Genomic DNA, 23,451 nt, shown 5'->3' with positions numbered 1-23,451 from the left:
CCCGGTTTTTTTACATCTGGAATAAACTAAGCTCCATTAATGAAAACAGGTAAGAGATTGCCATGTGGTTGATTGATGAGTTAGTTGAAAAACATATCCGCAAGGCTCAGGAAGATGGTGTTTTTGATAATCTTTCAGGTTCCGGCAGCCCTTTGATTCTTGATGATGATAGCGGCATACCACAGGAGCTCAGAACAGCCTATCGGTTGCTCAAGAATGCTGGCTATTTACCTGTAGAACTTCAAGAAAGAAAAGCTGCTTTACAGCTAACCGACTTTCTTAAAACGATATCCCGCGATTCTCCTGAATATGAGGAAGCTTCCCGGCGCTTGCGTATGTTGGAAATCAGCTTGCAGCAGAAAGGGATCAATACTGATTTTCTACATCAGGATTACAAAATACAACTCAATAAGAAATTCTAGCTGCCAGAAGAATTCGCTGGAGTGCTATTCTCATCTTTCCATTTCGGCTATATACTCCGTCTGATTTATTTATACATATACAATTCATTAGCCCAACTTTCTTAGGAGTGATGATGACCACATATCGTCATAAGCGTGGGAAAATTCAGGACAACGCCATTGAGGCACTGTTACATGACCCACTGTTTCGCCAACGTATTGAAGTAAATGAAAAAGGGAAAGGAAGTTATCGTAGAAAAGAAAAACATGTGAAGAAAGGTAGTTGGGAGGCCAGTGGTAAGCAATCAAGCGATTATTTACCTCTGGCCTTCCTGCTTTCTGTGTAACGAAAGCAAGAGTTGCTAGACACTCAGCTCTTATTGTTTAGGTTGTTGTTCTTTCAGTAAGTCGCGAATTTCAGCTAACAGATTCTCTTCAGCACTAGGCTTAGGCGGCGCAGCAGGCGCATCTTCCTGCTTACGGCGTAGCTTGTTCATGAGTTTGATTGCCATAAAGATTGCGAAAGCGACGATGACAAAGTCGAAGATATTTTGAATGAAAGCGCCATAGTTCATGACAACGGCAGGAATGTCGCCTTGGGCATCACGAAGGATTAGGCTGAATTGTTTAAAATCAACCCCGCCAATCAAAAGTCCAAGTGGCGGCATAATAATATCTGATACCAACGAAGAGACAATTTTGCCGAAAGCAGCACCAATAATGACACCCACCGCCAAATCGACAACGTTGCCACGCATGGCAAACTCTCTGAATTCTTTGATGATGCTCATATCCGTTCTCCTTGCCAAAAATATAAATTAATTCTAACCAATAGCCGTATCTTTGCCAGATTATCGATTCGCGATAAATCTATTCCTACATTACAAAAAGAAGGGACTTGGTTGAAATAGTCGTTCAACATCAGGTACAAATTTTTTGTCCGCTAAGAACATAATGACATGATCGCCTTGCTCTATTTTGCTATTTGCATTGGCAATAATGACGTCATCACCACGAACAATTGCGCCGATAGTGGTACCCGGTGGAAGCTTAATATCTTCGATCATTCTTCCAACAACTTTCGATGTGCCCTCGTCACCGTGGGCGATGGCCTCAATTGCTTCAGCCACACCACGGCGCAAGGAGGATACGCTAACGATGTCTGCCTTACGGACATGGCTGAGTAGCGCAGAAATGGTTGCCTGCTGTGGGGAGATAGCGACATCAATGACGCTACCCTGGACCAGATCGATATAAGCCCGGCGCTGGATGAGCACCATGACTTTTTTCGCCCCCATACGTTTGGCCAGCATCGCTGACATAATATTCGCTTCGTCATCATTGGTAATGGCGATGAATACATCAATTTGCTCAATATGTTCTTCGGCAAGGAGCTCCTGGTCTGAAGCATCGCCGTGAAATACCACCGTATTTTGCAGAAGTTCAGCCAACTCAACTGCACGATCTGCATTACGTTCTATCAACTTGATGCTGTAGTCTTTTTCTAACCGTTGAGCTAATCCAGCACCGACGTTACCTCCGCCAACGATCATGATCCTTTTATACGGTTTCTCAAGGCGCTGTAATTCGCTCATCACTGCGCGAATATGTTGGGAAGCAGCGACAAAAAACACTTCGTCACCGGCTTCGATGATAGTGGAACCCTGTGGGCGAATTGGACGATCGTGACGGAAAATAGCCGCAACGCGAGTGTCTACATGAGGAATGTGTTCACGGAGAGAGGTGAGGGCATTACCAACCAATGGGCCGCCATAATAAGCATTAACCGCTGCAATACTCACTTTGCCTTCAGCGAAGTTGACGACCTGAAGTGCTCCGGGATATTCGATCAGTTTGTAGATGTTATCGATCACCAGTTGCTCTGGCGAGATCAGGTGATCGATGGGAACCGCTTCGGGTAAAAACAGCTGTTCTGATTCACGGATGTACTCGGCAGCACGAATGCGCGCGATCCGATTTGGTGTTTTGAAAAGAGAATAAGCGATCTGGCAGGCTACCATATTGGTTTCATCGGAATTGGTAACGGCGACCAGCATATCAGCATCTTCCGCTCCCGCTTCACGTAGCACTCGCGGGTGAGAGGCATAGCCAGTAACGACACGCAGATCAAACTTATCCTGAAGCTGGCGTAACCGGTTTGCATCAGTATCAACGACAGTGATGTCGTTGTTTTCACCTGCTAGATTTTCTGCCAGTGTTCCGCCGACCTGACCCGCGCCAAGGATGATAATTTTCATAATAAGCCATGCCGTTTATTGATTGCTTCCTGTTGCAGACAATACTGGGTTCAATATCAGTTTTTTACCAGCTTCGCATAAAAGAAACCATCGCCACCATCAGCATGAGGAAGCATCTGTATACCTGGCATTTCTCTTGTACCTGTATCAACCAGTTTTGCATCGGCATGGCGAGTTAGGAAATCCGTAACTTGTTGAGCATTTTCTTGCGGCAGAATGGAGCAGGTAGCATAGACCATTGTGCCGCCGGTTTTGAGATGTGGCCAAATGGCATCAAGGATCTCTTTTTGTAGTGCAACCAGCTCTTCAATGTCTCTGTCTCGGCGCAACCACTTAATATCAGGATGACGACGAATCACACCCGTGGCTGAGCACGGGGCATCCAACAGAATGCGATCAAACACACGCCCTTCACACCATGAATCGGGGTAACGTCCATCGCCTTGTTTTACTTCGGCATGCATTTGTAACCGCAGTAAATTTTCTTTTACTCGGCCTAAACGTGTTTCATCTACATCGACAGCGAGTACATGAGATTTTGGTGCCGCTTCTAAAATGTGTGTCGTTTTTCCGCCAGGGTGCAGCGCAGAGATCGAGGATCTGTTCGCCATCTTGTGGATCGAGCCAATAGACGCAGCCTTGAGCCGATGCATCTTGTACCGTTGCCCATCCTTGAGAAAATCCTGGCAATTGATCGACCGCACAGGGAGAGGCAAGTCGTATCGCATCGCTGTATTCAGCATGAGGAAATGCCTCGATACCCTCTTGTACTAACAAGTTTAAATACGCTTCACGTGTGTGGTGTAATCGATTCGCACGTAACCACATTGGGGGGCGTTGATTATTCGCCTCAACGATGTTTTGCCAGTGATTTGGATAGGCACGCTCAATGCGCGCCAGCAGCCAGCTTGGATGCAGGTAGTGGGACGAGTGAGTTGCCTCACGTTGAATCAGTTCTTCCTGCTGACGCTGAAATTGGCGTAATACACCATTAATCAGCCCCTTGAGTTGCGGTTTTTTTAACGCCACAGCACCTTCTACTGTTTCAGCCAGCGCTGCATGTGGCGGGATCCGCGTATATTGCAGTTGGTAGATGCCGACCATGATGAGGTAGTGCAGCGTGCGCTGTTTACCCGTCAGGGGCTTTGACATCAGTTGCTGAATACACCATTCCAACTGTGGTAAAACGCGTAATACGCCAAAGCAAAGCTCTTGCAAAAGTGCGCGATCTTTATCGGAGACTTCACGCTGATGAACGGGTAATAAGGCGCTGAGCGACTGTCCCTGATCCAGAACCTGTCCCACCACTTTTGCGGCAATGCTGCGTAAATTGTATGAGCTTTTCATGTGTTAGCGATGACGTATACGTAAAAAGAGAGGATATACCGGCATGACGCCGGTATGAAAAATAGATTAGTTCAGTGTATTACCGGGAACGAACCACTCACGACGTGAGTTAAGCAGATCCTGTGCACTCATTACTTTTTTGCCAGCAGGCTGCAATTCCTGAATATTCAAGATACCCGCAGCTGTTGCCACCTGAATACCTTGTTTATCTGCCTGAAGGATGGTTCCGGGCAATGAGCCATGTGCTGTGGTCATGACTTCCGCTTTCCAGACTTTCACCGGTTGTTCATCTACTGTGAAATAACTGACTGGCCAGGGATTGAAAGCACGAATACAGCGCTCAAGCTGCTCAGCAGATAACTGCCAGTTTAGGCGAGCTTCTTCTTTGCTGAGTTTTTCTGCATAGGTAGCAAGGGCGTCATTTTGCGCTTCAGCGACAGCGCTGCCATCAGCAAGTTGTTCCAGCGTTTCCAATAAGCCACGTGGTCCCAGCTCAGCAAGTTTATCGTACAACGTTGCGCTGGTATCTTGAGGCAGGATGGGGCATGAAATTTTGTGCAGCATTGCGCCAGTATCGAGTCCGACATCCATTTGCATGATCGTCACACCGGTTTCACTATCCCCAGCCCACAGTGCGCGCTGAATTGGCGCCGCACCACGCCAGAGAGGCAACAGAGAACCGTGGACATTAATGCAGCCAAGGCGCGGCATGGATAATACGGGCTGCGGCAGAATTAAGCCGTAGGCGACAACGACCATAACATCGGCATTTAACGCCTGAACCATCGCCTGATTTTCTGCCGGTCGCAGAGATTTGGGCTGAAAAACAGGGATGCTATGTTGCTCTGCGAGTACTTTTACCGGGCTGGGGGTGAGCTTGTTGCCCCTGCCTGCTGGGCGATCGGGCTGGGTGAAAACGCCAACGACCTCATGTCCTGATGATAAAAGCGCGTCAAGGTGACGCGCTGCAAAGTCAGGGGTGCCGGCAAAGATTATGCGTAAAGAATCAGACACGGTGCTTCCTGTCAGGATGAAAATTAGCGGGCCCGGCTATTCTGCTTAGCCAGTTTTTCCAGTTTTTGACGAATGCGCTGGCGTTTAAGTGGGGAAAGGTAATCGATAAACAGTTTCCCAACCAGATGATCCATTTCATGCTGAATACAAATGGCAAGTAGCTCACTTGCTTCAAGTTCGAACGTTTTACCTTCACGATCCAATGCACGCACTTTTACATGCTCTGCACGAGGAACCAGCGCACGCGTTTCAGGGATCGACAGGCAACCTTCTTCAATACCCGTATCGCCGCTCTTTTCAATCAGTTCGGGATTGATCAGCACCAGCCGTTGGTTTCGTTCTTCAGAAACGTCAATGACAATGATGCGTTGATGAATATCCACTTGTGTTGCGGCCAGCCCAATACCTTCTTCTTCGTACATGGTATCGAACATATCATCCACGATACGTTGAATATCTGCATTGACTTCTTTTACGGGCTGCGCAGTGATGCGGAGCCGCTCGTCTGGAAAATGTAATACCTGCAAAACTGACATATATGTTTAGATCTGTATCTGAATAGTGAGAGAGTCTTAGCGCTCATTCTAGACATTTCCTGCCCCGATTGACAGCATCAGCTCTGAATTGCACCACTTATCTGAACATAGCGGAATAAGGGACGCTGATGCTATCAACGGAAATTTGGCTACGTATGACGGGCGTAAGGCACCTGGGCGCTTTACGTGCTCGGGCTATTGTCAGAAAACTTATTGATTTAAAGGCGTTCGATAACGAGAGCCTGAGTGCGTTAGGCCTGTCTGATGATCAAATAGAACAATTCTGTTCCTATGATCGTAAGACCTTGGAAGAAACACTCAATTGGTTGTCTTATCCTAATCATCATATCGTGACGTGCGAAGATGCCCTGTATCCCTTTCTGTTGAGCAACATTCGTGATTTTCCACTGTTGCTTTTTGTATCTGGCTCTCCTGAGTTATTGGCATCGCCACAAATATCGATTATTGGTAGCCGAGGCTGCAGTGCTTACGGTGAACGCTGGGGAGGATTTTTTGCTCAAGAACTTGCCGCAAGTGACCTCACAATAACAAGTGGGTTAGCCATTGGCATTGATGGTATTGCTCATCGGGCTGCTTTGGATGCAGGGGGGAGAACCATTGCCGTATTGGGAAGTGGGTTGGAGAATATTTATCCCAAGCGGCACGCTAAGCTTGCAGAACGTATTTGTGGCACTGGCGGTGCATTGGTCTCCGAATTTCCCCTTGCGATGCCGCCTTTCCCAACCAACTTTCCCAGAAGAAATCGCATCATTAGCGGACTAGGGTTGGGTGTTCTGGTCATTGAGGCATCTATCCGCAGCGGATCGCTGGTCACGGCGCGTTATGCTTTAGAACAAGGACGGGAGGTTTTCGCTCTGCCAGGGCCAATAGGTAATCCTATGACTGAAGGGACGCACTGGTTGATCCAGCAAGGAGCCTGCCTGGTTACACATCCGAAGGATATTCTTGAGCAGTTGGTGAGTGAGCTACAGTGGCTGTCAATGGAAAGCGGGAAAACTATTTCTAACGAAGAAGAGGATGGCGAATTGCCATTTGCCGACGTGTTGGCTAACGTAGGAGATGAGGTTACACCTGTTGACGTTGTCGCTGAACGTGCCGGCCAACCTGTGCCAGAGATAGTCACCAAGCTATTAGAGCTGGAGTTAGCAGGATGGATCGCAGCAGTACCCGGCGGCTATGTCCGATTAAGGAGGGCAGGCCATGTTCGACGTACTCATGTACTTGTTTGAGAGCTACATCCACAATGAAACTGAAATGCGTGTCGATCAGGATACGTTAACTGATGACCTCACCCGCGCTGGATTCGATCGTAACGATATCTATAGCGCGTTGAGTTGGCTGGAAAAATTGGCCGATATTCAGGAAGGGCAGACTGCTCCGCTTTATTTGGCGAACGATCCTCTGGCTATGCGGATCTATATGCAGGATGAAGAGTTGCGTCTTGATGCGGAATGTCGTGGCTTTTTATTGTTCCTTGAGCAAATTCAGGTTCTGAATCTTGAAACGCGGGAGATGGTCATCGAACGCGTCATGGCGTTGGAAACGCAGGAGTTTGATCTGGAAGATCTGAAGTGGGTCATCCTCATGGTGCTTTTCAATGTGCCTGGCTGTGAGAATGCCTATCAGCAAATGGAAGAATTACTCTTTGAGGTCAATGACGGTTATGTGCAATAGCCAGAGGGATAACATTTCGAATGGCTAAGCCCGTACTGTTTGCTGAAAGAAAACAGGAAATATGTCCAGACTGTGGGTCAGTGCTGGTTATCCGTTCTGGTCGGCACGGCCCGTTTCTCGGCTGTTCTGCGTATCCAGAATGCGAATTCATTCGCCCACTGAAAGCACAGGCTGATGGACATATCGTCAAAGTGTTGGATGGGCAGCAATGCCCACTTTGTCAGTCGACATTGGTACTCAGGCAAGGCCGTTATGGGATGTTCATCGGCTGTGGCAATTACCCTGAATGCCATCATACCGAGACTATCGATCGCCCTGATGAAACGGCGATTCGATGTCCACAGTGTCATGAAGGTACGTTGTTACAGCGTAAGTCTCGCTACGGCAAGGTGTTTCATTCTTGCGATCGCTATCCCGATTGTCAGTTTACGTTAAACCATAAACCGATAGCGGGTGAGTGTCCTTCTTGCCATTACGCCTTATTGTTTGAGAAAAAAACGGCACAAGGTACCAAGCTATTTTGTGCCAGTAAATTATGTGGAAAGCCGATAGCGGCAGAAGTTGATAAGAATGAGTGATGTCTCTGATGAACTAATGATTCCCGTTTTACGGGAATTACATAACCAGCAGGTTATTGCGTACCCGACTGAAGCAGTATTCGGGTTGGGCTGCGATCCTGATAGTGAAGTGGCGGTTAATCGCCTGCTAGCGTTAAAACAGCGCCCTTGGCAAAAAGGACTGATCTTGATTGCGGCAGATTTTAGCCAACTGGCTCCTTATATTGATGACAGCGCGTTATCCGATGAGCAGAAAGCTATGATGTTTTCCACATGGCCTGGTCCGGTTACTTGGGTATTGCCTGCAAAACGCACGACTCCGCGGTGGTTAACGGGGCAATTTTCTTCACTTGCGGTGCGCGTTAGCGACCACCCGTTAGTCAAAGAACTGTGCCAGCGTTACGATAAACCGCTGGTGTCGACTAGCGCCAATTTAAGTGGTCAACCTCCTTGCCGCACGGCTCAGGAAGTTTCTCAACAGTTTGGTGATGATTTTCCTGTGCTAGTTGGGGATGTCGGCGGAAGAATGAACCCATCAGAAATCAGGGATGTATTAACAGGCGAACTTATTCGTCAGGGGTAACGGTAAGTTGGAGGGGAACGTGTCTGAAGTAACGTCTTTTGCAGTTTTTGGCAATCCGATTGCACATAGTAAATCACCTCGCATACATGAGCTATTTGCTGCACAGACGGGGATAACGTTGACGTATGAGCGCGTTTTAGCGCCTCTGGATGATTTTGAGCAGGTGCTACGCCAGTATTTTCTCGATGGCGCAGGCGGTGCGAATGTGACTGCGCCCTTTAAAGAGCGTGCCTTTGCCGAAGCCGATGAACGTAGCGAATGCGCGGCGCTTGCTGGGGCGGTCAACACATTGAAGAGGCTGAGTGACGGTCGCCTGTTTGGTGATAATACAGATGGCATTGGTTTACTTAGCGATCTGCAACGATTGGCGCTGGTAAAGCCGTTGGATCGTGTGTTGCTGGTTGGTGCTGGTGGTGCAGCGCGAGGGGTTATCCAACCCTTACTGGCCTATGGCTGTACGATTGTGCTGACGAATAGGACGTTTTCCAAGGCTGATGAATTAGTTAAGATCTTCAGTGGCATTGGAGATATTCAAGCTGTTGCTCTCGACGATTTACATGGCCAGTCATTCGATCTGATCATTAATGCGACATCTTCTGGGATGTACGATAGTATTCCTAACTTACCGCCAGAACTCATTTCGCCTGATACAGGTTGCTATGACATGTTCTATCTGCCGCAACTGACACCTTTTTTGTCATGGTGCGTACAGCATGGTGCTATCCGCTATGCAGATGGTTTGGGAATGTTAGTGGGGCAAGCGGCCCATGCGTTTAAGCTTTGGCATGGCGTGATGCCTGATGTGGAACCCGTGATCGGTTTACTCAAGCAGGATCTTGCAAAGTGAATCAGGCGATCCAGTTCCCAGATCGTGAAAGTTGGGATGATAAGGTAATGGCGATCCGCTTTCCCGTTTTAGTGAATGGCTTTCAGCAGGAATGTCTAGTGAGCGCAACACAGCTCCAGCAACGCTATGGCGGCGATAGCCCTGAACAGTGGCTGGCGCTGTTCAGGGAATATCGATGGGATCTTGAGGATGAATTGGAAAAAATGATCGTCGCTGAAGAATGGGATGATGAGGGGTGCTACTCGCTGTCCTGAGCAAGGTATTCATCTTTCCAACGAACATAGTTGTTTGCCGAGTAAATTAATCCCTCTATTTCTTCTTGAGTCAGCGGTCGAATTTTTTTAACTGGGCTGCCGAGGTATAGATGTCCCTTCTCTAGCCGCTTTCCAGGAGGGACCAGGCTACCGGCGCCGATCATGACATCATCCTCAACAACGGCGCCATCCAGGAGTATTGATCCCATTCCTACCAGAACCCGATTTCCTATTTGGCAGCCATGTAACATCGCTTTATGGCCTACAGTGACATCTTCCCCAATAATAAGCGGGTTACCTTCTGGCTTTTTCTCTGAACAGTGGGTGACATGGAGCATGGATCCATCCTGAATATTACTCTTGGCACCGATAGTGATGTAGTTAACGTCACCGCGTATGGCGACAAGGGGCCAGACACCGACATCATCGCCTAGTGTTACTTTGCCAATCACCACGCTGGAATGATCGACCATGACTCTTTCTCCTAAAACGGGAGAAATACCGTTATAACGGCGGAATGTTTTTGCACTCATCGATAACCTCGTAGTTATTTAGCATATGTAGTTATTTACCACATTACTGATTATTCGCATTACAGACAAAATATCGACAGATATGAGACACCGGCAACTGAAAAGTGGGGTGGATCGAGTAAGATCTCATCGAAAGGGTCGAAAAACAGGCGAACAGAAAAAAAGATCAAGAAAGTTGTTGTGTAACGAAAACGGATCCCTATAATGCGCCTCCATCGACACGGTGCTGTGAACACACAACCGGGTCGATAAAGAAAGAGAAAACGCTTTAAAATAAACGTTGACTCTGCAGGTGATAAGCGTAGTATACGCCACCTCGCGAAGTGGTTAAGGCCGCAACGCAACGCTCTTTAACAATTTAATCAGACAATCTGTGTGGGCACTCACAAGACCGTATCTTGACGATATAAAAAGTCTTGAAGAGTGAACAACAGTAAATTCATTACGAATAAACAGTGACTAATTCTTTGAGCATCGCTGACGAGTTCAGCAAATCAAACAAATCTTAAATTGAAGAGTTTGATCATGGCTCAGATTGAACGCTGGCGGCAGGCCTAACACATGCAAGTCGGGCGGTAGCACAGAGGAGCTTGCTCCTTGGGTGACGAGCGGCGGACGGGTGAGTAATGTCTGGGAAACTGCCTGATGGAGGGGGATAACTACTGGAAACGGTAGCTAATACCGCATAACGTCTTCGGACCAAAGCGGGGGACTTTCGGGCCTCGCGCCATCAGATGTGCCCAGATGGGATTAGCTGGTAGGTGAGGTAATGGCTCACCTAGGCGACGATCCCTAGCTGGTCTGAGAGGATGACCAGCCACACTGGAACTGAGACACGGTCCAGACTCCTACGGGAGGCAGCAGTGGGGAATATTGCACAATGGGCGCAAGCCTGATGCAGCCATGCCGCGTGTGTGAAGAAGGCCTTCGGGTTGTAAAGCACTTTCAGCGGGGAGGAAGGCGGTGAGATTAATACTCTCACCGATTGACGTTACCCGCAGAAGAAGCACCGGCTAACTCCGTGCCAGCAGCCGCGGTAATACGGAGGGTGCAAGCGTTAATCGGAATGACTGGGCGTAAAGCGCACGCAGGCGGTTTGTTAAGTCAGATGTGAAATCCCCGAGCTTAACTTGGGAACTGCATTTGAAACTGGCAAGCTAGAGTCTTGTAGAGGGGGGTAGAATTCCAGGTGTAGCGGTGAAATGCGTAGAGATCTGGAGGAATACCGGTGGCGAAGGCGGCCCCCTGGACAAAGACTGACGCTCAGGTGCGAAAGCGTGGGGAGCAAACAGGATTAGATACCCTGGTAGTCCACGCTGTAAACGATGTCGATTTGGAGGTTGTGCCCTTGAGGCGTGGCTTCCGGAGCTAACGCGTTAAATCGACCGCCTCGGGAGTACGGCCGCAAGGTTAAAACTCAAATGAATTGACGGGGGCCCGCACAAGCGGTGGAGCATGTGGTTTAATTCGATGCAACGCGAAGAACCTTACCTACTCTTGACATCCAGAGAATTTGCTAGAGATAGCTTAGTGCCTTCGGGAACTCTGAGACAGGTGCTGCATGGCTGTCGTCAGCTCGTGTTGTGAAATGTTGGGTTAAGTCCCGCAACGAGCGCAACCCTTATCCTTTGTTGCCAGCGGTTAGGCCGGGAACTCAAAGGAGACTGCCAGTGATAAACTGGAGGAAGGTGGGGATGACGTCAAGTCATCATGGCCCTTACGAGTAGGGCTACACACGTGCTACAATGGCGTATACAAAGAGAAGCGACCTCGCGAGAGCAAGCGGACCTCATAAAGTACGTCGTAGTCCGGATTGGAGTCTGCAACTCGACTCCATGAAGTCGGAATCGCTAGTAATCGTAGATCAGAATGCTACGGTGAATACGTTCCCGGGCCTTGTACACACCGCCCGTCACACCATGGGAGTGGGTTGCAAAAGAAGTAGGTAGCTTAACCTTCGGGAGGGCGCTTACCACTTTGTGATTCATGACTGGGGTGAAGTCGTAACAAGGTAACCGTAGGGGAACCTGCGGTTGGATCACCTCCTTACCAAGAAGATGTGGGTTGAGTGAAGTGCTCACACAGATTGTCTGATGAAAATAACGAGCAAAAGCGTCAACAAAGTACGGTGTCGTGTCCCCTTCGTCTAGAGGCCTAGGACACCGCCCTTTCACGGCGGTAACAGGGGTTCGAATCCCCTAGGGGACGCCAGCGCATCCGACCATTCCGGTGAAAGCGGGGGTCTTCAGTAAGTAATCGACTTACTTCATATCTTAAAACTGATTAGCGATAGTCAGGGTTTAAGATATTGCTCTTTAACAATCTGGAACAAGCTGAAAATTGAAACATGACAGCTGAATATTCATGACTGCCTTCGGGTGAGTTGTGATGATTCTGTCTGTCAATGAGTCTCTCAAATAATCACAGCACGATGATGACTTTGATTTATCAAAGACACCTTCGGGTTGTGAGGTTAAGCGACTAAGCGTACACGGTGGATGCCTAGGCAGTCAGAGGCGATGAAGGGCGTGCTAATCTGCGATAAGCGTCGGTAAGCTGATATGAAGCGTTATACCCGACGATACCCGAATGGGGAAACCCAGTGTGTTTCGACACACTATCATTAACTGAATCCATAGGTTAATGAGGCGAACCGGGGGAACTGAAACATCTCAGTACCCCGAGGAAAAGAAATCAACCGAGATTCCCCCAGTAGCGGCGAGCGAACGGGGAAGAGCCCAGAACCTGAATCAGTTTGTGTGTTAGTGGAAGCGTCTGGAAAGTCGCACAGTAAAGGGTGATAGTCCCGTACACAAAAATGCACAGATTGTGAGTTCGATGAGTAGGGCGGGACACGTGACATCCTGTCTGAATATGGGGGGACCATCCTCCAAGGCTAAATACTCCTGACTGACCGATAGTGAACCAGTACCGTGAGGGAAAGGCGAAAAGAACCCCGGCGAGGGGAGTGAAACAGAACCTGAAACCGTGTACGTACAAGCAGTGGGAGCCTACTTGTTAGGTGACTGCGTACCTTTTGTATAATGGGTCAGCGACTTATATTCTGTAGCAAGGTTAACCGTTTAGGGGAGCCGCAGGGAAACCGAGTCTTAACTGGGCGTTAAGTTGCAGGGTATAGACCCGAAACCCGGTGATCTAGCCATGGGCAGGTTGAAGGTTGGGTAACACTAACTGGAGGACCGAACCGACTAATGTTGAAAAATTAGCGGATGACTTGTGGCTGGGGGTGAAAGGCCAATCAAACCGGGAGATAGCTGGTTCTCCCCGAAAGCTATTTAGGTAGCGCCTCGTGAACTCATCTTCGGGGGTAGAGCACTGTTTCGGCTAGGGGGTCATCCCGACTTACCAACCCGATGCAAACTGCGAATACCGAAGAATGTTATCACGGGAGACACACGGCGGGTGCTAACGTTCGTCGTGAAGAGGGAAACAACCCAGACCGCCAGCTAAGGTCCCAAAGTCATGGTTAAGTGGGAAACGATGTGGGAAGGCACAGACAGCCAGGATGTTGGCTTAGAAGCAGCCATCATTTAAAGAAAGCGTAATAGCTCACTGGTCGAGTCGGCCTGCGCGGAAGATGTAACGGGGCTAAACCATGCACCGAAGCTGCGGCAGCGACACTTAAGTGTTGTTGGGTAGGGGAGCGTTCTGTAAGCCTGCGAAGGTGGCCTGTGAGGGCTGCTGGAGGTATCAGAAGTGCGAATGCTGACATAAGTAACGATAATGCGGGTGAAAAACCCGCACGCCGGAAGACCAAGGGTTCCTGTCCAACGTTAATCGGGGCAGGGTGAGTCGACCCCTAAGGCGAGGCTGAAAAGCGTAGTCGATGGGAAACAGGTTAATATTCCTGTACTGGGTGTTACTGCGAAGGGGGGACGGAGAAAGCTAGGTTATCCGGGCGACGGTTGTCCCGGTTTAAGCGTGAAGGTGGGTGACTTTGGTAAATCCGGGTCATCGTTAACACTGAGGCGTGATGACGAGTCACTACGGTGATGAAGTAACTGATGCTACGCTTCCAGGAAAAGCCTCTAAGCTCCAGGTAACACCGAATCGTACCCCAAACCGACACAGGTGGTCAGGTAGAGAATACTCAGGCGCTTGAGAGAACTCGGGTGAAGGAACTAGGCAAAATGGTGCCGTAACTTCGGGAGAAGGCACGCTGGTGTAAGGTGAAGTCCCTTGCGGATGGAGCTGAGACCAGTCGAAGATACCAGCTGGCTGCAACTGTTTAATAAAAACACAGCACTGTGCAAACACGAAAGTGGACGTATACGGTGTGACGCCTGCCCGGTGCCGGAAGGTTAATTGATGGGGTTATCCGTAAGGAGAAGCTCTTGATCGAAGCCCCGGTAAACGGCGGCCGTAACTATAACGGTCCTAAGGTAGCGAAATTCCTTGTCGGGTAAGTTCCGACCTGCACGAATGGCGTAATGATGGCCAGGCTGTCTCCACCCGAGACTCAGTGAAATTGAACTCGCTGTGAAGATGCAGTGTACCCGCGGCAAGACGGAAAGACCCCGTGAACCTTTACTATAGCTTGACACTGAACCTTGAGCCTTGATGTGTAGGATAGGTGGGAGGCTTTGAAGCGTGGACGCCAGTCTGCGTGGAGCCAACCTTGAAATACCACCCTTTAATGTTTGATGTTCTAACGTAGACCCGTAATCCGGGTTGCGGACAGTGTCTGGTGGGTAGTTTGACTGGGGCGGTCTCCTCCCAAAGCGTAACGGAGGAGCACGAAGGTTAGCTAATCCTGGTCGGACATCAGGAGGTTAGTGCAAAGGCATAAGCTAGCTTGACTGCGAGAGTGACAGCTCGAGCAGGTGCGAAAGCAGGTCTTAGTGATCCGGTGGTTCTGAATGGAAGGGCCATCGCTCAACGGATAAAAGGTACTCCGGGGATAACAGGCTGATACCGCCCAAGAGTTCATATCGACGGCGGTGTTTGGCACCTCGATGTCGGCTCATCACATCCTGGGGCTGAAGTAGGTCCCAAGGGTATGGCTGTTCGCCATTTAAAGTGGTACGCGAGCTGGGTTTAGAACGTCGTGAGACAGTTCGGTCCCTATCTGCCGTGGGCGCTGGAAGATTGAGAGGGGTTGCTCCTAGTACGAGAGGACCGGAGTGAACGCACCACTGGTGTACGGGTTGTGATGCCAATTGCATTGCCCGGTAGCTAAGTGCGGAAGAGATAACCGCTGAAAGCATCTAAGCGGGAAACTTGCCTCGAGATGAGTCTTCCCTGGGCACTTGATGCCCCTGAAGGGCCGTTGAAGACGACGACGTAGATAGGCTGGGTGTGTAAGCGTAGCGATACGTTGAGCTAACCAGTACTAATGACCCGAGAGGCTTAACCTTACAACACCGAAGGTGTTTTGAGAGATGACTCAAAAGACAATACTCAGCTTGTTCGAAGATTGGTTCTGGTGGTTACGGAGATGGTGAAGAGAAAAGCCATGTTAAGTAACGGCTGGAATGAAACAGAATTTGCCTGGCGGCGATAGCGCGGTGGTCCCACCTGACCCCATGCCGAACTCAGAAGTGAAACGCCGTAGCGCCGATGGTAGTGTGGGGCTTCCCCATGTGAGAGTAGGGAACTGCCAGGCATCAAATAGTGGAAGGCCCCTGTCGAAAGACAGGGGCTTTTTGCTGTGCGCGTTCGGGGAAGAGTGAACCGTCAGGAAGACCCATCATGAATCTCTATATCCAAATCCGTAAAAATCAAATAACCGTACGTAATCTTGCCACTCAGCGTGAGGCTTCCACGCAGAGTGCATTTAGCAACAATAGAATTTTGGTCGCTGATTTTATGAATGCCGCAGAGACTCTACGGGGTGTTGTTCGTCAGGTTGCTCCCTGTAATTGGTGTAACTGGTTCAGTAGCACAACACTACTGATTCACGCTCTGGAGATGAATGAAGGAGGGCTTTCTCCTGTAGAGGAACGCATACTTCAGGAGATCACAGTCATGAGCTATCGTAAGTCTAGGCTCATTGTTATTTCTAGCGCTGTTCCTCTGAGTGATTCTGACGCGCTCAAACGTATTCAGCAGAAGTCGTTCTGATGGTGCATACTGAATCTCGTGAAACATTTTCACCTTATGCGCTGAGCACTCGACATTAGAACGAAAACTCGCTATCTTCGGGCATCTGGATGTCTAAACGTTTAAACGTATGCTTTGAGGATATAAGGTTATGCCAATTCGGGTTCCTGATGAGTTACCAGCCGTCAATTTTCTGCGTAATGAGAACGTCTTTGTCATGACGTCCTCGCGTGCTAAAACGCAGGAAATTCGTCCCCTCAAAGTGCTGGTGCTGAACCTGATGCCTAAAAAAATTGAGACTGAAAACCAGTTTCTGCGCCTGTTATCCAATTCTCCCCTACAGATTGATATCCAGCTGTTGCGTATCGATAGTCGTGAATCAAAGAATACGCCGGCTGAGCATTTGAATAATTTCTACTGTGATTTTGACGATATTCAGAACGACAATTTTGATGGCCTGATTGTGACGGGCGCACCACTGGGACTAGTCGATTTCTGCGATGTTGTTTATTGGCCACAGATCGCGCGTGTCATCGAGTGGGCAAAAGAGCATGTGACCTCCACATTATTCGTGTGTTGGGCTGTGCAGGCTGCTCTCAATATCCTCTACGGCATTCCAAAAATGACCCGTAAGGAAAAGCTATCTGGCGTTTATTCGCATCAAACATTACAACCCCATGCGTTGTTGACCCGTGGCTTTGACGAAACGTTCCTGGCACCACATTCGCGCTATGCGGATTTTCCGGTTGATGTGATTCGCCAGCATACAGATTTGGATATTTTGGTTGAGTCAGAGCAAGCGGGCGCCTATCTGTTTGCCAGCAAAGATAAGCGTCTGGCGTTTGTTACCGGACACCCAGAGTATGATGCCCTCACGCTAGCGGGAGAGTTTTTCCGTGATTACGACGCTGGATTGGATCCGGCTGTACCGGTTAACTATTTCCCTGACGACAACCCTGAATTGGCGCCGAAAGCGAGCTGGCGTAGCCACGGCCATCTGCTTTTTGTTAACTGGCTGAATTACTACGTCTACCAGATTACGCCTTATGATTTACGTCGCATGAACCCTACGCTGGACTAAGTCACCTCCCTTCTTTTCTCTAAGGCACCTTTTAAGGTGCCTTTCTTTTTCGTGCTGAATCATTTCATTTCTGCTGATGAGTGAAAGTCATTTCTTTTCTCTTTCTATTTTTATCTTCATTTTTATTAATAAGTTATGTTTAAAAAATCATAAAAATGGAAATTGTTTTTGATTTTGTTTTTTATTGTATTACGCTTAATTCTGTCGGCTAAGAAATGTACATACTGGTTTGCCGATTTGGCGGTTGTTGATGAATGAAGCGGAATCTGAAAAGGAACCACGAATGATGCAGCAGACGATAAACAGAGAATTGGCGTTTAGTCAGCGTTTTGGCGAAGGTGAGAAGCAAATTCTTACGGAGGAAGCGATTGATTTTTTAACGGAGCTGGTCGCGCATTTCACACCGGCACGTAATCAGTTGCTCGCCGAACGGCAGGTCCAGCAGCGTAATATCGATCAGGGTAAGCTACCTGATTTTATTTCAGAAACGGCTTCCATTCTTGATAAAGCGTGGACAATACGCGGTATTCCCGATGACCTTCAGGATCGTCGTGTTGAGATTACCGGCCCAGTTGAACGCAAGATGGTAATCAATGCATTGAATGCCAATGTGAAGGTTTTCATGGCGGACTTTGAGGATTCACTGTCGCCGGGATGGGAAAAGGTCATTGACGGGCAAATCAACTTACGTGATGCCGTACGCGGTACGATTTCCTATATCAATGAAACAGGAAAAATCTACCAGTTGAAACCCAATCCTGCCGTATTGATTTGCCGTGTGCGCGGCTTGCATCTGCCCGAAAAACATGTGTCCTGGCAGGGGGAAGCGATCCCCGGCAGCCTGTTCGACTTCGCGCTGTATTTTTTCCATAACTATCAGGAATTACTGAAGAAAGGGAGTGGCCCTTATTTCTATCTGCCAAAGACGCAGTCATGGCAGGAAGCGGCCTGGTGGAATGATGTTTTCTGCTATACCGAAGATCGTTTTGACCTGCCACGCGGGACGATTAAAGCAACGGTGTTGATTGAAACGCTGCCTGCTGTTTTCCAGATGGACGAAATCCTCTACCACTTGCGCGATCATATCGTTGGGCTGAACTGCGGCCGCTGGGACTACATCTTCAGCTATATCAAAACATTAAAGAACCACGGCGATCGCGTTCTGCCTGACCGCCAGTCGGTGACGATGGAAAAACCCTTCCTTAGCGCTTACTCACGGCTGTTGATCAAAACCTGCCATCGCCGTGGTGCGTTCGCCATGGGTGGGATGGCGGCGTTCATCCCAAGTAAGGACGCGGAACGTAATAACTGGGTGTTAGACAAGGTTCGTAAAGACAAAGAGCTGGAAGCTCACAATGGGCATGATGGCACCTGGGTGGCTCATCCGGGGCTGGCAGATGCGGTGATGGAGGTGTTCGATCGGGCGTTAGGTGAGCGTAAAAATCAGCTCGATATTCGCCGTGAGCAAGATGCCCCCATTCGCGCCGAGGAATTGCTGGAGCCTTGTCCGGGAGAGCGCACGGAAGTGGGGATGCGCGCGAATATCCGTGTTGCGGTGCAATACATCGAAGCATGGATATCCGGTAATGGCTGCGTCCCGATTTATGGGCTGATGGAGGACGCAGCGACGGCAGAAATTTCCCGTACCTCAATTTGGCAGTGGATTCGTCACGGCAAGACATTGAACGATGGTCGCGTGATCACCAAGGCGCTGTTCCGCCAGATGTTGGCCGAAGAGATGTTTGTGATTCAGGAAGAACTCGGTGATGCCCGTTTCAGCGGAGGGCGTTTTGATGATGCCGCCCGGCTGATGGAGCAAATTACCACGCAAGATGAGCTGATCGACTTCCTGACATTACCCGGCTACGCACTGCTTGATTAACCCTGACTGATAATAAAAAGGAACCTCTGCTATGACGACCTCTCGTACCCAACAAGTCCAGCATATTGAAAAAGAGTGGAAAACCGCCCGCTGGGAAGGCATTACGCGCCCTTACAGCGCAGAAGATGTGATTAATCTACGGGGCTCGGTGAACCCGGAATGTACGCTCGCGCAGCTCGGTGCAGCTAAGTTGTGGAATCTGCTGCATGGTGACGCCCGCAAAGGCTATGTGAATTGCCTGGGGGCGCTGACGGGAGGGCAGGCTTTACAGCAGGCGAAAGCCGGTATTGAAGCGATTTATCTTTCCGGCTGGCAGGTGGCGGCGGACGCCAATCTGGCGTCGAGCATGTATCCCGATCAGTCGCTCTACCCGGCGAATTCTGTGCCTGCGGTGATTGAACGCATCAATAATACGTTTCGGCGTGCCGATCAGATCCAATGGGCAAACCACATTGAGCCGGGCGACAAGCGCCATACCGACTACTTCCTGCCGATTGTGGCAGATGCGGAAGCGGGATTCGGCGGCGTGCTTAACGCATTTGAGCTGATGAAATCGATGATTGAAGCGGGAGCCGCAGCGGTTCACTTTGAGGATCAACTGGCATCGGCGAAGAAATGCGGCCACATGGGCGGTAAAGTGCTGGTTCCCACTCAGGAAGCGGTTCAGAAGCTGATTGCGGCGCGCCTGGCGGCAGATGTGTTGGGGGTGCCTACTTTACTGGTTGCGCGAACCGATGCGGATGCGGCGGATTTGCTGACGTCTGACTGTGATGAGTACGATCGTGATTTCATCACCGGCGAACGCACGGTAGAAGGATTCTATCGCACCCGTGCGGGGATTGAGCAGGCTATCAGCCGCGGTTTGGCCTATGCACCTTATGCCGATCTGGTGTGGTGTGAAACGTCTACACCGGATTTATCGCTGGCGCGCCGTTTTGCTGAAGCTATCCACGCGAAGTTCCCCGGTAAGCTGCTGGCATACAACTGTTCACCTTCCTTTAACTGGAAGAAGAATCTGGATGACAGCACGATTGCGCGTTTTCAGGATGAGTTGTCGGCGATGGGCTACAAGTATCAGTTCATTACGCTGGCGGGTATCCACAGTATGTGGTTCAACATGTTTGACCTGGCGCATGCCTATGCGCAGGGTGAAGGGATGAGACACTACGTAGAAAAGGTACAGCAGCCTGAGTTTGAAGCGATTAAAGATGGCTATACCTTCTCATCACATCAACAGGAGGTAGGGACCGGCTACTTCGATAAGGTGACAAACATCATTCAGGGAGGCGAGTCTTCGGTGACGGCGCTGACGGGATCGACGGAAGAACAGCAGTTCTGATCCTAACCCGGTCAGTGAACCGCTGGCCGGGTTTCATCTGGAGATCATGATGACGCGTGACCTTGAAAAGCTGGTGGCGCAGACGATCCTGCAAGGGTTTGATGCGCAATATGGACGTTTTCTCGAAGTGACGGCGGGGGCGCAGCAGCGCTTTGAACAGGCTGACTGGCCTGCCGTACAACAGGCAATGAAACAGCGTATTCATCTATACGATCACCACGTTGGTTTGGTGGTTGAACAGTTGCGCTGTATTACCGGTATCCGCTGTGATGACGCGGATTTTTTGGCGCGAGTGAAGCATATCTACACCCGCTTACTGCCGGACTACCCGCGTTTTGAGATTGCTGAGAGTTTCTTTAATTCCGTCTACTGTCGGCTGTTTAACCATCGGGAACTGACGCCGGATAAGCTATTTGTTTTCAGTTCTCAGCCTGAACAGCGTTTTCGTGAGATTCCCCGACCTATCGCCAAGACATTTATGCCAACCGACGGCTGGCAGAACATGTTGGAAAAATTGTTGGGTGATGTGCCGCTGCGGTTACCGTGGGAAGATTTGCCACGTGATATTGGTTATATCGCGGCGTATTTACAGCGCACTTTCTCTGCGGAGCAGCTGGCTCAGGCGACATTACAGGTGGCTAACGAGCTGTTTTATCGCAACAAAGCGGCCTGGTTGGTGGGCAAGCTGTCGCTCCCTGACGGTATTTTTCCGTTCCTGTTACCGATTCACCACAATGAGCGCGGTGCGCTATTTATTGATACCTGCTTAACCAGTCAGGCGGATGCCAGCATTGTGTTTGGTTTCGCCCGTTCTTACTTCATGGTGTATGCCCCGCTGCCGTCTGCGCTGGTGGCCTGGCTGCGGGATATTTTGCCGGGGAAGACGACGGCGGAGCTTTATTTGGCTATTGGCTGCCAGAAGCACAGTAAAACCGAGTATTACCGTGAATATCTGCACTACATTGCTGAATCAGAAGAGCAGTTCATCATCGCGCCCGGCGTGAAAGGGATGGTGATGCTGGTGTTTACGCTGCCTTCTTTCGATCGCGTCTTTAAGGTCATCAAAGATCGTTTTGCGCCGCAGAAAGAAGTGAGCGCGGAGCGGGTCATGGCGTGCTATCAACTGGTGAAAGAGCACGATCGCGTTGGGCGCATGGCGGATACGCAGGAATATGAAAACTTCGTCATTGATAAGCATCGCATCAGCCCGGAACTGCTGGATGAGCTTTGGCATGAGGTGCCGGAGAAGTTGGAAGATCTGGGCGATCGGTTGGTGATTCGGCACTTGTACATGGAACGCCGGATGACGCCGCTGAATCTCTATCTGGAGCAGGCAAATGCACAGCAGTTGCATGATGTGATTGAAGAGTATGGCAATGCCATCAAACAGCTGGCGGCGGCGAACATTTTCCCCGGCGACATGCTATTCAAGAATTTCGGCGTCACGCGTCATGGGCGGGTTGTGTTTTATGACTACGATGAAATTTGCTACATGACCGAGGTGAATTTCCGCAAAATACCGCCGCCGCGTTACCTGGAAGATGAACTGGCCGCAGAGCCGTGGTACAGCGTTGCGCCGAATGATGTGTTTCCCGAAGAGTTCCCCCATTTCCTGTGTAGCGACCACCACATTCGCGCGCTGTTTGAGGAAATGCACGGCGATCTGTTTTGCGCGGATTACTGGCGGGCGCTACAGCAGCGTATCAGGGAAGGGCACATTGAGGATGTGTACGCCTACCGGCGGAGGAAGCGTTTTAGTCAACGAATAGAAATTTGAACAGTTCCCTTCTTCGGTTCGTTTATATTCTGTTTCAGAGAGCGTTTCGTGCGCCACAGCACCGCCATTCTTATGCGATACCGTATACGCGCCCGACGTAGGGCGGCTCAGTCGCCGCCGCCCTACGAACCCAGGCTTCCGGCTAAATTATGCCGCTACGCGGTGCCATCGGTGTTCATGATCGCTATTCGAGCCGTCAGTGACGCGTTCCTGACGCGGCACTGACTTTCGCGACGTCCTGTCGCTCACTCGGCGATCATGCTCACCGCTGCATAATTTTTACGCCGGATAATGGTAAAGCACGCCATAATTGGCAGCTTATTACGAGGAACACACCTTATTCATAACCCGCTGTATTCCTGCATCACCTGCTTGGCGGCTTTGATTACCAGTGCGCCGAGTTCCGTGACGCGGTCGTCCGTGATGCGAGATACGGGGCCGGAGATGGAAATGGCGGCGAAGGCGTCGTGGTGTTCATCCAAAATGCAGGCCGCGATACAGCGTAGCCCCAGCGCGTGCTCTTCGTCATCGAACGAATAGCCCTGCTTGCGAATCAGCGACAGGTTTTCCTTCAGGGCTTGCGGCGAACTAAACGTGTGTGGCGTGTAGCCGTGCAGCCCTTTTTTGTGCAGCAACTGCGTGACCTGTGCATCAGGCAAATGCGCCAGAAAGGCTTTCCCGGCACCAGAAGCATGCATCGGCAGCTTACCGCCGATCGGTGCAGACATACGCATCAGTGCCGTGCACTGCACCTGATCGATAATGATCGCCTGGCTGTCGGTCTTATCAAGCACGGCCAGATTGACGGTTTCGCCCGAATCTTCCATCAGCTTGCGTACTATCGGATGCACAATCGCCAGCAGGTTGCGGCTTTGCAGAAAGCTACTGCCGACGATAAACGCGTGCGAGCCAATCGTCCACAGCCCCAAATCGCCAACCTGACGCACAAAGCCCTGCTGTTGCATGGTCGTGAGCAGGCGATGGGTCGTAGAATTCGGTAAACCTGCCTGTTGAGCGAGATCGGTTAGCGCCACGCTGCCGTTTGCTCTGGCGATATACTCCAGCAGCGTCAGGCCACGGGTCAGCGACTGAACCTGCCCGGTCGGCTGTGCGGTAGCGCCCGTGCTGGATCGGGGTTTTTTCCCACGTTTGGCTGGCTCTGGTGGCGTCATGGCGTCGATTCCTTTTTATGGTAATGGAATTGATTTTCGTTTTTTTGCCGCAGAATGCAACTCTTCTTTCTCTGGGTTTTTTATCGGCAAATGATCTGAAAAAGTCTCATGC

The 23,451-nt window shown here is 50.0% G+C and carries 19 protein-coding genes, 1 tRNA gene, 3 rRNA genes and 1 pseudogene; 17 read left to right on the top strand and 7 right to left on the bottom strand.

The genetic code is table 11. The features are described from left to right. Window positions 1-62: 62 nt before the first annotated feature. Together NAL19_RS18955 and NAL19_RS18950 are read left to right on the top strand one after the other, a co-directional pair. On the top strand, window positions 63-422 hold the full coding sequence (locus NAL19_RS18955) for a DUF1992 domain-containing protein (protein ID WP_225085985.1): 360 nt from the start codon (window positions 63-65) through the stop codon (window positions 420-422). 113 nt (window positions 423-535) lie between these two features. After that, a complete protein-coding gene (locus tag NAL19_RS18950) occupies window positions 536-748 on the top strand; it encodes an alternative ribosome-rescue factor A (RefSeq protein ID WP_180743850.1) in 213 nt (70 codons plus the stop codon). 30 nt (window positions 749-778) lie between these two features. Here NAL19_RS18950 and mscL read toward each other — a convergent pair whose 3' ends face one another. The 5 genes and pseudogenes from mscL to def form a co-directional block, all read right to left on the bottom strand. Then, window positions 779-1,192: a large-conductance mechanosensitive channel protein MscL gene (mscL, locus tag NAL19_RS18945; protein ID WP_225085984.1), complete on the bottom strand. Its 414-nt coding sequence runs from the start codon at window positions 1,190-1,192 to the stop codon at window positions 779-781. 90 nt (window positions 1,193-1,282) lie between these two features. Further along, on the bottom strand, window positions 1,283-2,659 hold the full coding sequence (trkA, locus tag NAL19_RS18940; protein ID WP_263058156.1) for a Trk system potassium transporter TrkA: 1,377 nt from the start codon (window positions 2,657-2,659) through the stop codon (window positions 1,283-1,285). 56 nt (window positions 2,660-2,715) lie between these two features. Further along, window positions 2,716-4,006, bottom strand: a pseudogene (rsmB, locus tag NAL19_RS18935) (16S rRNA (cytosine(967)-C(5))-methyltransferase RsmB). Between the two features lie 66 nt (window positions 4,007-4,072). Then, the gene (gene fmt / locus NAL19_RS18930) at window positions 4,073-5,020 is read right to left on the bottom strand and encodes a methionyl-tRNA formyltransferase (RefSeq protein WP_225085982.1); all 948 of its coding nucleotides are present in this window, start codon (window positions 5,018-5,020) and stop codon (window positions 4,073-4,075) included. Window positions 5,021-5,043: 23 nt separating this feature from the next. Beyond that, the gene (gene def, locus NAL19_RS18925) at window positions 5,044-5,556 is read right to left on the bottom strand and encodes a peptide deformylase (protein ID WP_225085981.1); all 513 of its coding nucleotides are present in this window, start codon (window positions 5,554-5,556) and stop codon (window positions 5,044-5,046) included. 128 nt (window positions 5,557-5,684) lie between these two features. Here def and dprA point away from each other — a divergent pair, with 128 nt between their 5' ends. From dprA to NAL19_RS18895, 6 genes are read left to right on the top strand one after another with little or no spacing between them, the layout of a single operon-like run. Continuing rightward, a complete protein-coding gene (dprA, locus tag NAL19_RS18920; RefSeq protein WP_225085980.1) occupies window positions 5,685-6,806 on the top strand; it encodes a DNA-protecting protein DprA in 1,122 nt (373 codons plus the stop codon). Beyond that, window positions 6,778-7,251 (top strand): DUF494 family protein, encoded by a 474-nt coding sequence (locus NAL19_RS18915; RefSeq protein ID WP_225085979.1) that lies wholly within the window; start codon window positions 6,778-6,780, stop codon window positions 7,249-7,251. Before dprA ends, NAL19_RS18915 begins: the two co-directional genes overlap by 29 nt. Window positions 7,252-7,271: 20 nt before the next feature. Further along, the gene (locus tag NAL19_RS18910; protein WP_225085978.1) at window positions 7,272-7,829 is read left to right on the top strand and encodes a topoisomerase DNA-binding C4 zinc finger domain-containing protein; all 558 of its coding nucleotides are present in this window, start codon (window positions 7,272-7,274) and stop codon (window positions 7,827-7,829) included. Further along, the gene (gene tsaC, locus NAL19_RS18905) at window positions 7,822-8,391 is read left to right on the top strand and encodes an L-threonylcarbamoyladenylate synthase type 1 TsaC (protein WP_263058155.1); all 570 of its coding nucleotides are present in this window, start codon (window positions 7,822-7,824) and stop codon (window positions 8,389-8,391) included. Before NAL19_RS18910 ends, tsaC begins: the two co-directional genes overlap by 8 nt. A gap of 19 nt (window positions 8,392-8,410) precedes the next feature. Next, window positions 8,411-9,238 (top strand): shikimate dehydrogenase, encoded by an 828-nt coding sequence (aroE, locus tag NAL19_RS18900; protein WP_263058154.1) that lies wholly within the window; start codon window positions 8,411-8,413, stop codon window positions 9,236-9,238. After that, window positions 9,235-9,492 carry a DUF1488 domain-containing protein gene (locus NAL19_RS18895; protein ID WP_263058153.1) on the top strand — a complete coding sequence of 86 codons (258 nt, stop codon included), beginning with the start codon at window positions 9,235-9,237 and terminating at the stop codon, window positions 9,490-9,492. Before aroE ends, NAL19_RS18895 begins: the two co-directional genes overlap by 4 nt. Here the strand turns inward: NAL19_RS18895 and NAL19_RS18890 are convergent. Further along, on the bottom strand, window positions 9,477-10,025 hold the full coding sequence (locus NAL19_RS18890) for a gamma carbonic anhydrase family protein (RefSeq protein ID WP_263058152.1): 549 nt from the start codon (window positions 10,023-10,025) through the stop codon (window positions 9,477-9,479). The two genes, NAL19_RS18895 and NAL19_RS18890, sit on opposite strands and share 16 nt — an antisense overlap. A 507-nt stretch (window positions 10,026-10,532) precedes the next feature. On the opposite strand from NAL19_RS18890, the gene NAL19_RS18885 reads away from it, so the two are divergent. The 9 genes from NAL19_RS18885 to aceK all read left to right on the top strand — a co-directional run bounded on the left by NAL19_RS18885 (window position 10,533) and on the right by aceK (window position 22,167). Further along, window positions 10,533-12,074 (top strand): 16S ribosomal RNA (locus tag NAL19_RS18885). Window positions 12,075-12,160: 86 nt separating this feature from the next. Beyond that, window positions 12,161-12,236: transfer RNA gene (locus tag NAL19_RS18880), tRNA-Glu, on the top strand. 260 nt (window positions 12,237-12,496) lie between these two features. Then, a 23S ribosomal RNA gene (locus NAL19_RS18875) occupies window positions 12,497-15,403 on the top strand. Window positions 15,404-15,535: 132 nt separating this feature from the next. Next, a 5S ribosomal RNA gene (gene rrf, locus NAL19_RS18870) occupies window positions 15,536-15,651 on the top strand. Together the 16S, 23S and 5S rRNA genes with 1 tRNA gene alongside form the textbook arrangement of a ribosomal RNA operon. Before the next feature lie 86 nt (window positions 15,652-15,737). Beyond that, window positions 15,738-16,109: a YjaA family stress response protein gene (locus NAL19_RS18865; protein WP_263058151.1), complete on the top strand. Its 372-nt coding sequence runs from the start codon at window positions 15,738-15,740 to the stop codon at window positions 16,107-16,109. Between the two features lie 130 nt (window positions 16,110-16,239). Next, complete coding sequence (gene metA / locus NAL19_RS18860; RefSeq protein WP_180779201.1) at window positions 16,240-17,169, top strand: homoserine O-acetyltransferase MetA; 930 nt, start codon at window positions 16,240-16,242, stop codon at window positions 17,167-17,169. A 283-nt stretch (window positions 17,170-17,452) separates the two neighbouring features. Then, the gene (gene aceB / locus NAL19_RS18855) at window positions 17,453-19,051 is read left to right on the top strand and encodes a malate synthase A (protein WP_263058150.1); all 1,599 of its coding nucleotides are present in this window, start codon (window positions 17,453-17,455) and stop codon (window positions 19,049-19,051) included. Window positions 19,052-19,082: 31 nt separating this feature from the next. Then, window positions 19,083-20,390, top strand: coding sequence for an isocitrate lyase (gene aceA / locus NAL19_RS18850; protein ID WP_263058149.1), 1,308 nt, complete (start codon window positions 19,083-19,085; stop codon window positions 20,388-20,390). 49 nt (window positions 20,391-20,439) lie between these two features. Continuing rightward, window positions 20,440-22,167, top strand: coding sequence for a bifunctional isocitrate dehydrogenase kinase/phosphatase (aceK, locus tag NAL19_RS18845; protein ID WP_263059753.1), 1,728 nt, complete (start codon window positions 20,440-20,442; stop codon window positions 22,165-22,167). 341 nt (window positions 22,168-22,508) lie between these two features. Here the strand turns inward: aceK and iclR are convergent, their stop codons facing one another. After that, complete coding sequence (gene iclR, locus NAL19_RS18840; protein ID WP_263058148.1) at window positions 22,509-23,339, bottom strand: glyoxylate bypass operon transcriptional repressor IclR; 831 nt, start codon at window positions 23,337-23,339, stop codon at window positions 22,509-22,511. Between the last annotated feature and the right edge of the window lie 112 nt (window positions 23,340-23,451).

It is taken from the genome of Pectobacterium sp. F1-1 (assembly GCF_025643735.1).
In the GTDB taxonomy this organism is placed as follows: domain Bacteria; phylum Pseudomonadota; class Gammaproteobacteria; order Enterobacterales; family Enterobacteriaceae; genus Pectobacterium; species Pectobacterium colocasium.
This window is presented reverse-complemented; position numbering and strand designations above follow the sequence as displayed.